The organism is Enterobacter sp. JBIWA005, assembly GCF_019968805.1.
Taxonomy (GTDB): domain Bacteria; phylum Pseudomonadota; class Gammaproteobacteria; order Enterobacterales; family Enterobacteriaceae; genus Enterobacter; species Enterobacter vonholyi.
In genome coordinates, this window is record NZ_CP074159.1 from 582414 (window position 1) to 595094 (window position 12681).

A 12681-nucleotide genomic window follows, 5' to 3' on the forward strand; every position below is an offset into this window, starting at 1 on the left:
GATTATCCTGAAAATCGAAACAACCCTTGCAGCATAGCGTGGATTATCGCAACGGAGAAGTCGTGACAGACTGGGCTCACAAAGCCTGAGGAGGTTTATATGCACACCATCGAACAGATCTTTATTAACGGCGAGTTTGTTACCCCGCACGGTAGCGAACGTTTTAACTTGTACAACCCGGCGACGGCGCAGGTTATGGGTCAGGTTCGCCTGGCGGATGAGATTGACGCTGAGCGCGCCATTGCGGCGGCAAAAGCGGCGTTTCCGGCGTGGTCGCAAACCACAAAGCAGGAACGCATCGCAGCCCTAAAACGTATGCACGCCGCCGTGGCCGCTCGCCACGACGATCTGCTGGAAGCGGTCATTGAAGAGTACGGCGCGCCCGCCTCGCGATCGGCGTGGATGGCCAGCTATCCGGCGGAGGTGATTGCTCAGGCCATCGAGGCGCTGGAGGCGTTTGAGTTTGTCACCCCCGCAGGTGCAGCGACGGTGCAGATGACGCCGCTTGGGGTGGCCGGGCTTATCACGCCGTGGAACAGCGACGCGGGCTTTATCTGCGGCAAGCTGGCGGCCGCGCTGGCTGCGGGCTGCACGGCGGTGATCAAGCCGAGCGAAATGAGCGCCCTGCAAACGCAGATTGTCACTGAAGCGCTGCGCGATGCTGAATTACCGCCAGGGGTATTTAATATCGTCACCGGACGCGGCGAGACGGTGGGCGAAACCTTCAGCCGCCATCCGGACGTCGCGAAAATCTCGTTTACCGGCTCCACGAATACCGGCAAGGCGATCCTGCGTAACGCGGCGGAAAGCTTTAAGCGCGTGACGCTGGAGTTAGGCGGTAAATCGCCGACGATCCTGCTGGATGATGTGGATCTCGCGCAGGCGATCCCGCTGGTGATCCAGGCCGGGTTTATGAACAGCGGGCAGGCGTGCGTGGCCGGAACGCGCATTCTGGTGCCGCAGGCGCGCAAGGAGGAGATCGAAACCGCGCTGGCGCAGGCCGTGGCGGCGGTGAAATCCGGCGACCCGCGCGATAGCGCGACGGACGTCGGCCCCATGGTAAGCGAAAAGCAGTGGCAGAGGGTGCAGGGCTATATCCGTAAAGGTATCGAAGAGGGGGCACGCCTGCTGGCGGGCGGTGAAGGACGGCCGGAAGGCACGCGGGACGGCTGGTTCGTGCGTCCGACGCTGTTTGCCGACGTGAACAACCGGATGACGATTGCCCGCGACGAGATTTTCGGTCCGGTGCTGTGCGTGATCCCCTATCGTGACGAGGCGGAAGCGATCGCCATTGCCAACGACACCGACTACGGCCTGAGCGCGATGGTGCTGGGTGGTGATGTAAACCGCGCGCGACGCGTGGCGCAGCAGATTGTTTCCGGTCGCGTGCTGGTGAACACCCTGGCTCATGAACCGAAAGCGCCGTTCGGCGGGTTTAAGCACTCCGGTTTGGGGCGCGAGATGGGCGAGTGGGGAATTCGGGCGTTTATGGAGCCGAGGTCGATTGTGGGCTAAAACTTCGCTATTTACCGAAGCATTGTGCTTTTCCATCCCGCATGCTCTCCTCAACATCACCACGGAGAGACCCCCATGATCGCAGTCATTTTTGAAGCTAAAGCCGCGCCTGCCCATCAGGCGCGCTATCTTCAGCTTGCCGCAGAGCTTAAGCCGCTGCTGGCGGACATCGACGGCTTTATTGATATCGAACGGTTCCAGAGCCTGACCACCGACGGCAAAATCCTGTCCCTTTCCTGGTGGCGGGATGAAGAGGCCGTCCGCCGCTGGAAGCAGAACGTCTTTCATCAGGCGGCGCAGGCCGTAGGGCGGGAGTCGATTTTTGCGTACTACCGCATCCGGGTGGCGCAGCTGGTGCGGGAATACAGTTCCGAAACCGGAGGGCATGCCGATGTATGACGTTCATGTCATTTTTCGCGATACCCCCGGTGAACTGGCGCGGTTTGGACAGCTGCTGGGCCGCAACGGCGTGGGGCTGGAGGGCGGTGGCGTATTTGGTACACATGCCCATTTCCTGGTGGAAGACGGGGAAAAAGCGCGACGCGTGTTGCTCGACGCCGGGTTTACCGTACAGGCGGTGCGACAGCCGGTGATCAGAAAGCTTAAGCAGGAACGCCCTGGCGAGCTGGGCGAGATCGCAGCGGCGCTGGCGGCACGCGGCGTGTCTATCCTGACTCAGTACAGCGACCATGCGAATCACCTTATTCTGCTGACGGATGATGATAAGCTGGCCGCTGAGATTACCGAACCCTGGGCGGCCCATGCTTAAGACGAGTTTACCTCCTGACAACAGCGCGATGCTGGAAAAGGCGATTACCGCGGTGGCGGCTGCAATGGCCGATCCGTCGCGCGTGAAGATGCTCTGTGCGCTAATGGACGGGCGTGCGTGGACGGCCACTGAACTGAGTGCGGCGGCAGACGTCGCCCCGTCGACCGCCAGCGGGCATCTCGCCCGTCTGTTGGAGGGAAAGCTGATTACCTGCCTGTCGCAAGGGCGGCACCGCTATTATCGCCTAGCGGGGCACGACGTGGCGGCGCTGGTGGAGCAGATGATGGGGCTTTCGTGGAGCCGCATTACCCCGCCGGAAACCACCGCGCCGAAAGCCATGCGTGAAGCCAGGACCTGCTACGACCATCTCGCAGGCGCGGTGGCGGTGCAGATTTATGATTTCATGCAGGCGGAAGGCTGGCTGGAGGCTGACGGTTCCGCATTGACCCTCTATGGCCGGGAGCAGTTCCTGACGCTCGGCATTTCGTTAAGCGCGCATCCGCGCCGGAAGGCCTGCTGCGCCTGCCTGGACTGGAGCGAGCGGCGGTTTCACCTGGGCGGAGAAGCCGGCGCGTTGCTGCTCGACCATCTGGAAAATAAAGGCTGGATCCAGCGGGTAGCGGGGTATCGGGAGGTGGTTGTGACGGCGTCGGGGAAGGCCGCTGTAAAGAGGCTTTTTAGCCGCTAAAAACGCCCGGTGGCGCTGCGCTTACCGGGCCTACGCGTACATCGCCTCCAGTAACACCTTTCGCAATTCCTGCGCTTTCGCCTCTCGTTTCTTGATAGTTACCCTGATAACTATTATCTTGACCGCGTGTGACGAGAGGTTTCCCCATGAGTGAAGAAGAACTGTTCTGCCGCAGGCCGATGGGCATGCGGATGGCGATGATCGTGCGCCAGTGGCGTGCGGTGATCGACGACGCCATTCTCGATACCGGGTTAACCCAGTCGAGCTGGACGGTGATGATGCAGCTTCATCAGCTCGGGGATAACGTCTCAATGAGTGAGCTGGCGGAGGTGCAGGGCATTGAACTGCCGCCGCTGATGCGCACCCTGACACAGCTGGAAAAGCAGGGTTACCTGCTGCGCGCCACATCGCCTTATGACAAGCGCATCCGGCTTCTGACGCTGACGCCTGAGGGAAAAGCCCTGTTACAAAGGCTCACTCAGGTGATTGAGACGTATCAGGCGCGCGTATCGCAAAACATCGCGCCGGAACATCTCGACATTTTCAGCGCCACGTTGAATCAAATCGCCTGCAATTTGCGGACAATCCGCGAAGAAGATAACAAGACCGAAAAATAATGACCCCTGAACAAAAGTTTGCCCGCTGGGTAAGGGTGAGTATTGCCTCTTTCCTGCTGATGTTTGTCTACTTTATCGTCGCGGATATCTGGATCCCGCTGACGCCGGACTCCACCGTGATGCGCGTGGTGACGCCGGTGTCTCCGCGCGTCTCCGGCTACGTGGCGGCGGTACATGTCCACAACAACAGCCAGGTGAAGAAAGGCGATCTGCTGTTTGAGCTCGACGACACGCCGTTTCGCAATAAGGTGGAAGCGACGCAAATCGCGCTTGAGCAGGCACGCCTGTCCAATGAACAGTTGGACGCGCAGATCGCCGCCGCGCAGGCCAGCCTGAAAACCGCCGTGCTGACCGCGCGTAACGACAAAGTGACCTTTGACCGCTACCAGAAGCTGAGCACGCTGCAGAACGTCTCGCAGGCGGATCTGGATAAGGTTCGCACGACCTGGCAGAGCAGCGAGCAGTCCGTCAGCACGATTCAGGCCAACATCCGCAACCTGCGCATCCAGCGTGGTGAGCGCGAAGAACACCGCAACGTGACGCTGCAAAAATACCGCAACGCGCTGGATGAAGCTGAGCTGAACCTCGGCTGGACGAAGGTCTATGCCCTGGCGGACGGCACGGTCAGTAATTTGCAACTGAGCCCTGGCTTCTACGCCTCATCCGGTTCCGCCGCGCTGGCGCTGGTGAACAACCAGACCGATATCGTGGCCGATTTCCGTGAAAAAAGCCTGCGCCATACCCATCAGGGCACCGATGCGGCCGTGGTGTTTGACGCCTTCCCGGGACACGTTTTCCGCGCCCACGTCACCAGCAGCGACGCGGGGATCCTGGCGGGGCAGGAGGCCGTTAACGGCCAGCTTTCCGAGCCGGAAACCTCCAACCGCTGGGTGCGCGACGCCCAGCGCATGCGCATTCACGTGACGCTGGACGAGCCGCTGCCGAAGCATCTGCCGACCGGCGCCCGCGCGACCGTGCAGCTCTACAATAGCGAAGGGCCGTTTGCGCGCTTTTTCTCCGGGATGCAGATCCACCTGGTGAGCCTGCTTCACTATGTCTATTAGTACCCTGGCGCGGGTATTTACCCCGCACGGCAACATCGTCTATACGGCAAACGATTTCCGGCAGACACTGCGCATCGTTTTTGCCGGGATGATTGCGCTCAGCATCTCCAGCTTTTACAACACCAGCTACGGCGTGTTTTTCGTGGTCTATCCGATCATGCTGCTGTCGCTGGTACCGGTGTTTAATCGCCACGTGGCAAAGCAGTTTATCTTCAGCGCATCGCTCAACTGCGTCGAAATGGTGATTATCATCGGCTACCTGTCGCAATGGCCGGTCATCATGACGCTGGTGGTCTTTGCCCTGTACGTGATGCGTTTTCGCTTTATGAGCAAGGGGCCGCTGTTCCTGTTTGGCTCAATGGGCGTGGTGTGCCAGAGCGTGATGCTCAACTTTATGAGCTACCCCACCACCAACTGGCACACGCTTTTGTTCTCCAACATCGAAGCCAGCGTGATGGCGGTGTGCCTGAGCGCGCTGATGAACTATCTGCTGCCGGACGTGGAGCCCCGCAAGCCGCCGCCGCTGATTGAGAAAGACGACGCCCGCGTGCGCCACGAGTCGCTGCTCTCCGGTACCGTCGCGACGCTGATTTTTGTGGTTTTTCAGATTAGCGACTTAAGCGATTCGCTTTCGGCGCTGATGGCGGGGATTTTGATCCTGTTCCCGATGCACTACCGAGGTTCGGTGATGAGCTCGATCTGGCGCGTGGTCGGCGTGGTGCTGGGCTGTCTCTACATTCTGGTGGTGCAGCTAATACTCTACGATCACAGCAGCCATATGCTGCTGATGATGCCGCTGATTGGCCTCGGCCTGGCGTTTGGCGCGCGACTCCACGTGATGGAAAAGGTGGGGGCGGGCGTGGGCTTTTCCAGCATCACCACCATCGGCATTATGTTCGGGCAGAACATGCACCCCGACACTGACCTGGTGTTCAGCGATCTGTACCGCATCACCTCTGTCACCTTTTCGCTGGTGGCGACGCTGACGATGGTCTTTCTGGTGCACCTGATCCTGAACCGCTTCGAGGCGACCCGCTACGTCATCGCGCCGCCAAAAACGGATTAATGCCCCAGCACGGCAGGCAGCTGCGAGAGTAAAAACAGGATCAGGCCAATCGTCCCGCCCACCAGGGTTCCGTTGACGCGGATAAACTGCAGATCCTTGTCAATGTTCAGCTCAATCTGGCGTGACATGTCTTTGGCGTCCCAGCTTTTCACCGTGTCGCTGATGTGGCGGGTCAGAAACGCCGCGAAGTCCGGCGCGAGGCGGTGCGCGGCCTGCTCCAGATGCTCGTTCAGCGATGCCCGCAGGCTCGCGTCGTTAGACAGCGTTTCGCCAAACCACAGCCCGGCGTTGGCGATGCGCTGCTTCACGCGCGAATCTTCACTCTGCATATCTGCCTTCAGCCACTGGCGCAGATCGGCCCACATCTCGCCCAGATAGCGGTTAAACGCCTCGTCGTTTTTCAGGTAGTGCTTGATGTTGTCGGCTTTTGCCGCCATCTCCGGATCGTTTTTCAGGTTGTCGATAAGCTTCAGCGTGGCGCGGTCGAACGCCTGACGGATCTGGTGCGTGCGGTCGTGGCTGATATCGTCCAGCAGCGTGTTCACCGCGTTCGACACCATCTCCGCGCTCTGATCGCCCAGCCACTCGGTGGGTAGCACCATCGCCTTTCGCGGGTGCTCGGTCTTCAGCCAGTGGACAATCTGGTCGGCAATAAAGTCCCGCGTGCTTTCCCGCTGAATCAGGGTAATCAGACGGTTGATGATGGCGTCGAGCAGCACCTGGTGGCGGTTGTTTTTGGTCATGCTCTCCAGCATCACGGCGCTGGTTTCGGTGAAATCGACCTTGTCGATGGCCTTATGTACCGCGCGTTTAAGCAGGCGCTGAATGCGCCCGTCGTCGGTCAGCTCGAGAAAACCGCTCATCACCTGCATCAAGTGCAGCCCGACGCGCTGGGCGTTGTCAGCCTTGCTGAACCAGGCTCCAATCATCTTGGCAGGTTCATAGCGGCGAATCAACGCCACCAGCGACTGGGTATCCAGAAACTTCTCCTGCACAAACTGGCCGAGATTGTCGCCGATTCGGTCCTTATTGCGCGGGATGATCGCCGTATGGCGGGAGATAAAGGGAATCGGCACCCGGCGGAACAGCGCGACGACTGCAAACCAGTCAGCCAGCGCACCGACCATTGCCGCCTCGGCAATGGCCTTGACGCCGCGCACCCAGAAGGTCTGCGGCAGGAACAGGGTGGTGATAAAGGCCGCGGCGGCAACCAGCAGCAGCGACAGCGCCAACAGCTTGGCGCGTTTGAGTTCAGCTATTTTTTCCATGGGTTAAGGATAGAGGTAAGCGGGGGGAAAGTGCAAAAACCGCCACAGCACCCACCCGCCAAACCCCATCAGCACTGCCCCCGCCGTGCGCTCAATCCACCACAGCGAACGGCTAAGCTTCTGCTGAATCGCCGATAGCCCCATCAGCGACACCAGCGCCAGATCCCACGCCAGCACCACCATTACCATCCAGATGCCGCAGGTCGCCTGCTGAAGCAGCGTGACGTCCGGCCCCAGTAGCGCCGTCATCAGGGCCAGATAGAACAGCGCGTTCTTGGGATTAAGCAGCGCCGAGCCGAGCCCCAGCAGGATCTGCTTACGCAGCGAGGGGCGATGCTGTCGGGTTTCATTCAGCGCCAGTGCCTGCGGTTGGCTGCGCACCAGATGCGAGCCTATCCACAGCAGGTACAGCGCCCCGCAAAGCTCGATAAGCGTAAACAGCCACGTAAACTGGCGCAGCGCGCTCCAGCCGATAATCACCAGTAAGATATACAGCCCGTTGCCCGCGGCGATACCGACGCACACTCCGGCGCTGCCGCGCAGCCGATAGCGCGCGGCGTAGCCCACCAGCAGGAAGAAATCCGGGCCCGGGCTTAGCAGGGCGACAAAGTGCGCCAGCGCCAGGGCGAGAAAAGCGGAAGGGAAGAACAGTTCCATAGCAACCTCAGTTTAAAAATCTGCGGTCAGACTACGGCGCTGCAAACGCTATTTATTGTCGGATATTGATCGGCCCGTAGCGTACTGGCGCGGCGTGGCGGCGGTATAGCTGACGAAGATCTTATGAAAATGGCTCTGATCGGCAAAGCCGCTCTGGTAGCCAACGTCGGCGATGTCGTCCCCGGCACGTAGCCGCGCTTTGGCGAACTCCACGCGGGAGATGTTGAGGAAGCTGCCCGGCGTCAGGCCTGTATCCTGCCGGAAGGTGCGGATCAGCGTCTCCTTGCGCAGCGAGAATCGCTGGGCAAGTTCATCGAGGGAAGGCGGTGCGGCCAGGTCGGCAAGAAACGCCTGCCGCACGTGCTGGCTGGTTGAGCGAAGCGCATCTGCGTTTTCCTCGCATCGGGGAAGGGCTGAAAGCAGCGTATCCACGGATGCAGGCGACATCGTCTCAACAATATCAAGGTAGCGCTTAAAGAGCGTAGGGTCGCGAATCACCTGGAGCGCCAGAGGAAGATCGGTGTCGATATAGAGCATATGGTAGCTGCGCGGTTGCCCGGCGACGGGGTTGCAGCTGTGCGGCGCAGAGGCCGGGATCACAATGAGGTCCCCGGGGTTAAGGATGTATTCTCTGTCATGGCACACGCAGCAGGTCTGGCCTTCCATAATCGCGCCGATAGAGAGCTGAGGGTGACTATGGTGTTTATACGCCTGCGTGCTCCGCCACGTGCTGCGCAGCTCAAGGCCTGAGGCGCGGTGAAAAGTCTGCCGGATGTGTCGGGTATCGGTCATAAGCACTCCTTCTGGACGTTTTTTATACCACGTCAGCGAACCGTCTGGCAGCGCTTCATTAAGAACCTTCCGGATATACCCAACTTTACGCCCACGGCCAGTCATGTTGACTACCCTTAATACCCTAAGCGGTAAAACAAGGAGATTCGACATGGCTTATCAGACAGTAAACCCTGCCACTAACCAGCTCATCAAAGAATACCCCTCACATACCGACGCGGATATCGAAGCGGCGCTGAAGGCGGCCGATGCGCTTTATCATTCGGACTGGGCGAAAGGCGACATCAGCCAGCGCCTGCCGGTGCTGCATAAGCTTGCCGACCTGATCGACGAGCGTACCGAGGAACTGGCGAAAATCGCCAGCCAGGAGATGGGTAAGCTCATCGAACAGAGCCGCGGCGAAGTGAAGCTGTGCGCGCAAATCGCCCGCTACTACGCCGACAACGCGAAGCAGTTTCTGGCCCCGGTGAAGTATCAATCCGAACTCGGGGAAGCATGGGTGGAGCATCATCCCATCGGCGTGCTGATGGCCGTTGAGCCGTGGAACTTCCCGTATTACCAGCTGATGCGCGTTCTGGCGCCAAACCTGGCGGCGGGTAACCCCGTCATCGCCAAACATGCCAGCATCGTGCCGCACTGCGCCGAAGCCTTTGCCCATCTGGTTCGCGAGGCGGGCGCGCCGGAAGGCGCATGGACTAACCTGTTTATTTCGTCCGAGCAGGTGGCGAACATCATTGCCGACGATCGCGTGCAGGGCGCCGCATTAACCGGCTCTGAAAAAGCCGGCAGCGTGGTGGCCGCGCAGGCGGCGAAGCACATCAAGAAATCCACGCTTGAGCTGGGCGGTAACGACGTATTCGTGGTGCTGGACGATGCGGACCTGGACAAAGCCGTCAAGACTGGCGTGAATGCGCGGCTCAACAACGCCGGGCAGGTCTGTACCGCGGCGAAGCGCTTTATCCTGCATGAAAAGATCGCCGACGCCTTCCTGAGCAAATTCACCGAGGCGTTTAAGCAGGTGAAGATTGGCGATCCGCTGGACGAAAGCACCACGCTGGGGCCGCTGTCGTCGAAAGATGCTCTGGAAACGTTGACCAAACAGGTTAACGAGGCGGTGAAAAACGGCGCGACGCTGCACTACGGCGGCAAGCCGGTGCAGCGCGACGGGAGCTTCTTCGAGCCGACTATCCTGACGAATATCTCGCGCGACAACCCGGCGTATTTCGAAGAGTTCTTCGGCCCGGTAGCGCAGATGTACGTGGTGAAAAACGACGACGAGGCGGTCGCGCTGGCGAACGACTCCCACTACGGCCTGGGCGGGGCGGTATTCAGCCAGGATATCGAGCGCGCGAAGAAGATGGCGTCGCGGATCGAGACCGGGATGGTGTACATCAACTGGCTTACCGATACCGCGCCAGAGCTGCCGTTCGGCGGCGTGAAGCGCTCCGGCTACGGACGCGAGCTGTCGGATCTGGGGATCAAAGAGTTTGTGAACCAGAAGCTGGTGGTGGTGCGTCAGTAAGAGGTAATAAAAAACCTGCCGGCCGGCAGGTTTTTTTAAGGGGATTATTGCACTTCGATCTTGTCCCAGCCGCTTTTAAACATGCAGCTGTCAACCAGCGTATCCCGGCGATATTCGTTCGCGTCTTCAACCGTGTAGCTCGTGGAAATATCCTTTTTCTTGTTCTTTTTGTCCGTTTTTTCCGAGCTGGAACCGGTCACGACGTTATCCGGGGGAAGATCGATCAGCGCCTGCGCTTCGCATTCCGTGAGCTTTTTATTCATTTCCGTATCGCTGACGCCCGGTTTCACCCATTTGTACTGGACGCAGCCGGTGAGCATCAGCGTTAGGCTCAGAACGCAAAGCGCGGTCATGCGGTGTTTCATCAGAAGGTGACTCCACCGCCTACATATGCGCCGTCAATCAGCGTGTGGCCAGGACGACCGTCTTTACCGTCCACGCTCACGTGGCGGTAGCCCACTTTCAGGGTCACTGGCGTAATTGGCGTCCAGCTTACGCCGCCGTTGGCTTCGACGTAGTTTTTCACACTGTTGTTCAGCCCTTCTGGCGCCACATAGCCTTCACCGTACACGTGGATGCTGTCGGTCAGGGCAACGTTTACGCCGCCGCCAATCGGGAACGCCACGCCGTTATCGCCTTTTTTCGGGCCGAGGTAGATGGCTTTTGCGCCCGCGTTCAGCATGACCGGGCCAAGATCCAGGTTGTAGCCTGCGCCCACACCGCCGGTCTGGGTACCGTCATCGGTGTTTTTCAGCCAGTTACTTTCCAGATAAACACCGGATGAGGATTTCCCCATTTCCAGATTGAGGTTGGTAAAGTTTTTACCCTGCTCAACGGTGCCGCCCATCGCCAGTGCGGAACCCGATACGGCAGCCAGAGCAGAAAGAAGAAGGATATTCAGTTTTTTCATGTTTTATGCCTCGTCATTAAATTCATCTGGGCGCACCTTAACAAGCGATGTTAATGACTGCAAATGTGATATAAATCGAGGTTTTATACTGATATTGTTAACTTTTTTATTGAAGTTGTTGCAATGATGTTTGATTGTCGGGGTGTCAACAGGGGATGTTTTTAGCGTTTAGGAACCGTTTAGTTTTTTGACTAAACATAAACTGAACGAGGCGGGGATAGTGATTTGAGATGAATTAATTGGGTTTCTAATAATTTCCAAAAATGTTTCGCCTGTCACACAAAACAACAAAGCCTTACATTTCGAGCGATGAATATACGTTCAATCGCGCAGGCCGGTTTCCCTTCCATGTCATTTTTCTGACACGTTTATTCTTTACGTTGTTGGCTTCACTTACTGGATGCTAACAATATGAAAAGAAAAATTATTCCTGTGCTAATCGGCTGTGCGCTCTCTTTCTCTGGCCTGGCGGCGCAGCCCACTGCTGAGCGCTATGTCGTCAGCTTCCCTGACGGCTCACATGTGAAATACAGCGGCGCGTTTGCCGATGCGTTTCCGAATGGGCTCCCGGTGGGTATTGGCTCCGGCCTGCTGTTTACGGGCAAGCAGGGCGATGCCCTGACGTTTGCGACCGTGACCGATCGCGGTCCCAACGCCGATGCGCCCAAAAGGGGTAAAAACGAAGCCAAAATATTTGTCACGCCGGATTTCGCGCCGCTGCTGATGACCATCCGCGTCCAGAATGGCAAAGCGGAGGCGGTTGATGCCCGCCCGCTGCATGACGATAAAGGCGAGATTAACGGTCTGCCGCTGCAAAACGGCGTGATTGGCTCCACCAATGAAGTGGCGTTCAGCGACACCCTCAAGATCCTGAAGGGTGACAACCGCGGGCTGGACACGGAAGGCATCACGCCGGACGGCAAAGGCGGCTACTGGCTGTGCGACGAGTACGGCCCGTTCCTGATTAACGTCGACAGCAAAGGCAAAATCCTTGCGATCCACGGGCCGCAGGCGGCGGAAGGGGAAAAATCCATCGCGGGCGGTCTGCCAAACATCATCAAATGGCGCCAGCCGAACCGGGGCTTCGAAGGCCTGACCCGGATGCCGGACGGGCGTATTATCGCCGCCGTGCAAAGCACGCTGGACATCGACGGTAAGAGTAAAAAGCAGGCGCTGTTTACGCGTCTGGTGAGCTTCGATCCGGCAACCGGCAAAACCGCAATGTACGGTTACCCCATCGACAGCGCGGCCTACGACAAAAACAGCGATGCCAAAATCGGCGACATCGTGGCGCTTGATGACCAGCACATCCTGCTGATTGAGCAGGGAAGCGATAAAAACGACGGGATGCGTAACCTGATTTACAAGGTAGACCTCAGCAAGGCGAGCGACCTGACTACCTTTGACAAGCCGGGCGAGTACCCTGAGTTTGATGATGAGAAAACCCTGGCGCAGCGCGGCATTATCCTTGCGGCAAAAACGCAGGTCGTCGATCTGCGCGCGTTGGGCTGGCAGCAGGAGAAGGCCGAAGGGCTGGCGCTGATCGACAGCAAAACGCTTGCGGTGGCGAACGATAACGACTTTGGCGTAAAGGTAGCGATGCAAAATCCGGTTGAGGGCAAGAAGCTCAAGGATTACCGGGTAAATGCGGAAGGCAAGCTGACGCTGGATGATAAACCGGTGGAAACCACGCTCAGCGTGAAGCCGCTGAAGAAGCCGGAGTCCGACAGCGAGCTGTGGATTGTGACGCTGCCGGAGGCGGTGAAATAATACCAGGGCTTACCCTTCACCCCTCACCCTAACCCTCTCCCCT

Annotated in this window: 14 protein-coding genes; 9 read left to right on the plus strand and 5 right to left on the minus strand. The window is 58.7% G+C overall.

Going from position 1 to position 12681, the window contains the following annotated elements; genetic code table 11:
- The first annotated feature begins 99 nt into the window (after window positions 1-99).
- From KGP22_RS02725 to KGP22_RS02755, 7 genes are all read left to right on the plus strand, one after another.
- Window positions 100-1515 (plus strand): aldehyde dehydrogenase family protein, encoded by a 1416-nt coding sequence (locus tag KGP22_RS02725; protein WP_223581125.1) that lies wholly within the window; start codon window positions 100-102, stop codon window positions 1513-1515.
- 75 nt (window positions 1516-1590) lie between these two features.
- Window positions 1591-1914 (plus strand): antibiotic biosynthesis monooxygenase, encoded by a 324-nt coding sequence (locus KGP22_RS02730; protein ID WP_223581126.1) that lies wholly within the window; start codon window positions 1591-1593, stop codon window positions 1912-1914.
- Window positions 1907-2284: an amino acid-binding protein gene (locus KGP22_RS02735; RefSeq protein WP_111964136.1), complete on the plus strand. Its 378-nt coding sequence runs from the start codon at window positions 1907-1909 to the stop codon at window positions 2282-2284. The genes KGP22_RS02730 and KGP22_RS02735 overlap by 8 nt, the downstream gene beginning before the upstream one ends.
- On the plus strand, window positions 2277-2972 hold the full coding sequence (locus KGP22_RS02740) for a winged helix-turn-helix domain-containing protein (protein ID WP_223581127.1): 696 nt from the start codon (window positions 2277-2279) through the stop codon (window positions 2970-2972). Before KGP22_RS02735 ends, KGP22_RS02740 begins: the two co-directional genes overlap by 8 nt.
- A 146-nt stretch (window positions 2973-3118) precedes the next feature.
- Complete coding sequence (locus KGP22_RS02745) at window positions 3119-3589, plus strand: MarR family transcriptional regulator (RefSeq protein WP_223581128.1); 471 nt, start codon at window positions 3119-3121, stop codon at window positions 3587-3589.
- Window positions 3586-4653 (plus strand): HlyD family secretion protein, encoded by a 1068-nt coding sequence (locus KGP22_RS02750; protein WP_223582372.1) that lies wholly within the window; start codon window positions 3586-3588, stop codon window positions 4651-4653. The genes KGP22_RS02745 and KGP22_RS02750 overlap by 4 nt, the downstream gene beginning before the upstream one ends.
- A complete protein-coding gene (locus KGP22_RS02755) occupies window positions 4643-5719 on the plus strand; it encodes a DUF2955 domain-containing protein (RefSeq protein WP_149367773.1) in 1077 nt (358 codons plus the stop codon). Before KGP22_RS02750 ends, KGP22_RS02755 begins: the two co-directional genes overlap by 11 nt.
- On the opposite strand, the gene KGP22_RS02760 is transcribed toward KGP22_RS02755, so the two are convergent.
- From KGP22_RS02760 to KGP22_RS02770, 3 genes are read right to left on the minus strand one after another with little or no spacing between them, the layout of a single operon-like run.
- On the minus strand, window positions 5716-6987 hold the full coding sequence (locus tag KGP22_RS02760; protein WP_223581130.1) for a DUF445 domain-containing protein: 1272 nt from the start codon (window positions 6985-6987) through the stop codon (window positions 5716-5718). The genes KGP22_RS02755 and KGP22_RS02760 overlap by 4 nt on opposite strands.
- A 3-nt stretch (window positions 6988-6990) precedes the next feature.
- Window positions 6991-7644 carry a LysE family translocator gene (locus KGP22_RS02765; protein ID WP_223581132.1) on the minus strand — a complete coding sequence of 218 codons (654 nt, stop codon included), beginning with the start codon at window positions 7642-7644 and terminating at the stop codon, window positions 6991-6993.
- A 48-nt stretch (window positions 7645-7692) separates the two neighbouring features.
- Window positions 7693-8436, minus strand: coding sequence for an AraC family transcriptional regulator (locus KGP22_RS02770; RefSeq protein WP_223581134.1), 744 nt, complete (start codon window positions 8434-8436; stop codon window positions 7693-7695).
- Between the two features lie 151 nt (window positions 8437-8587).
- Here KGP22_RS02770 and KGP22_RS02775 point away from each other — a divergent pair, with 151 nt between their 5' ends.
- Window positions 8588-9958 (plus strand): NAD-dependent succinate-semialdehyde dehydrogenase, encoded by a 1371-nt coding sequence (locus tag KGP22_RS02775; RefSeq protein ID WP_111964129.1) that lies wholly within the window; start codon window positions 8588-8590, stop codon window positions 9956-9958.
- Between the two features lie 44 nt (window positions 9959-10002).
- On the opposite strand, the gene KGP22_RS02780 is transcribed toward KGP22_RS02775, so the two are convergent.
- Both KGP22_RS02780 and KGP22_RS02785 read right to left on the minus strand, forming a co-directional pair.
- Window positions 10003-10323 (minus strand): hypothetical protein, encoded by a 321-nt coding sequence (locus tag KGP22_RS02780; RefSeq protein WP_111964128.1) that lies wholly within the window; start codon window positions 10321-10323, stop codon window positions 10003-10005.
- Window positions 10323-10868 (minus strand): YfaZ family outer membrane protein, encoded by a 546-nt coding sequence (locus tag KGP22_RS02785; RefSeq protein WP_047742922.1) that lies wholly within the window; start codon window positions 10866-10868, stop codon window positions 10323-10325. Before KGP22_RS02785 ends, KGP22_RS02780 begins: the two co-directional genes overlap by 1 nt.
- Window positions 10869-11279: 411 nt before the next feature.
- Here KGP22_RS02785 and KGP22_RS02790 point away from each other — a divergent pair, with 411 nt between their 5' ends.
- Entirely contained in the window at window positions 11280-12638 is a 1359-nt protein-coding gene (locus tag KGP22_RS02790; protein WP_223581136.1) for an esterase-like activity of phytase family protein, read from the plus strand.
- Window positions 12639-12681 lie beyond the last annotated feature (43 nt).

Bases quoted from the DNA above. Each gene is read 5' to 3' on its own strand.
- KGP22_RS02775 (WP_111964129.1), top strand. From the start codon at position 8,588: ATGGCTTATCAGACAGTAAACCCTGCCACTAACCAGCTCATCAAAGAA.
- KGP22_RS02780 (WP_111964128.1), bottom strand. From the start codon at position 10,323: ATGAAACACCGCATGACCGCGCTTTGCGTTCTGAGCCTAACGCTGATG.
- KGP22_RS02770 (WP_223581134.1), bottom strand. From the start codon at position 8,436: ATGACCGATACCCGACACATCCGGCAGACTTTTCACCGCGCCTCAGGC.
- KGP22_RS02790 (WP_223581136.1), top strand. From the start codon at position 11,280: ATGAAAAGAAAAATTATTCCTGTGCTAATCGGCTGTGCGCTCTCTTTC.
- KGP22_RS02730 (WP_223581126.1), top strand. From the start codon at position 1,591: ATGATCGCAGTCATTTTTGAAGCTAAAGCCGCGCCTGCCCATCAGGCG.
- KGP22_RS02725 (WP_223581125.1), top strand. From the start codon at position 100: ATGCACACCATCGAACAGATCTTTATTAACGGCGAGTTTGTTACCCCG.
- KGP22_RS02765 (WP_223581132.1), bottom strand. From the start codon at position 7,644: ATGGAACTGTTCTTCCCTTCCGCTTTTCTCGCCCTGGCGCTGGCGCAC.
- KGP22_RS02755 (WP_149367773.1), top strand. From the start codon at position 4,643: ATGTCTATTAGTACCCTGGCGCGGGTATTTACCCCGCACGGCAACATC.
- KGP22_RS02785 (WP_047742922.1), bottom strand. From the start codon at position 10,868: ATGAAAAAACTGAATATCCTTCTTCTTTCTGCTCTGGCTGCCGTATCG.
- KGP22_RS02745 (WP_223581128.1), top strand. From the start codon at position 3,119: ATGAGTGAAGAAGAACTGTTCTGCCGCAGGCCGATGGGCATGCGGATG.
- KGP22_RS02735 (WP_111964136.1), top strand. From the start codon at position 1,907: ATGTATGACGTTCATGTCATTTTTCGCGATACCCCCGGTGAACTGGCG.
- KGP22_RS02740 (WP_223581127.1), top strand. From the start codon at position 2,277: ATGCTTAAGACGAGTTTACCTCCTGACAACAGCGCGATGCTGGAAAAG.
- KGP22_RS02760 (WP_223581130.1), bottom strand. From the start codon at position 6,987: ATGGAAAAAATAGCTGAACTCAAACGCGCCAAGCTGTTGGCGCTGTCG.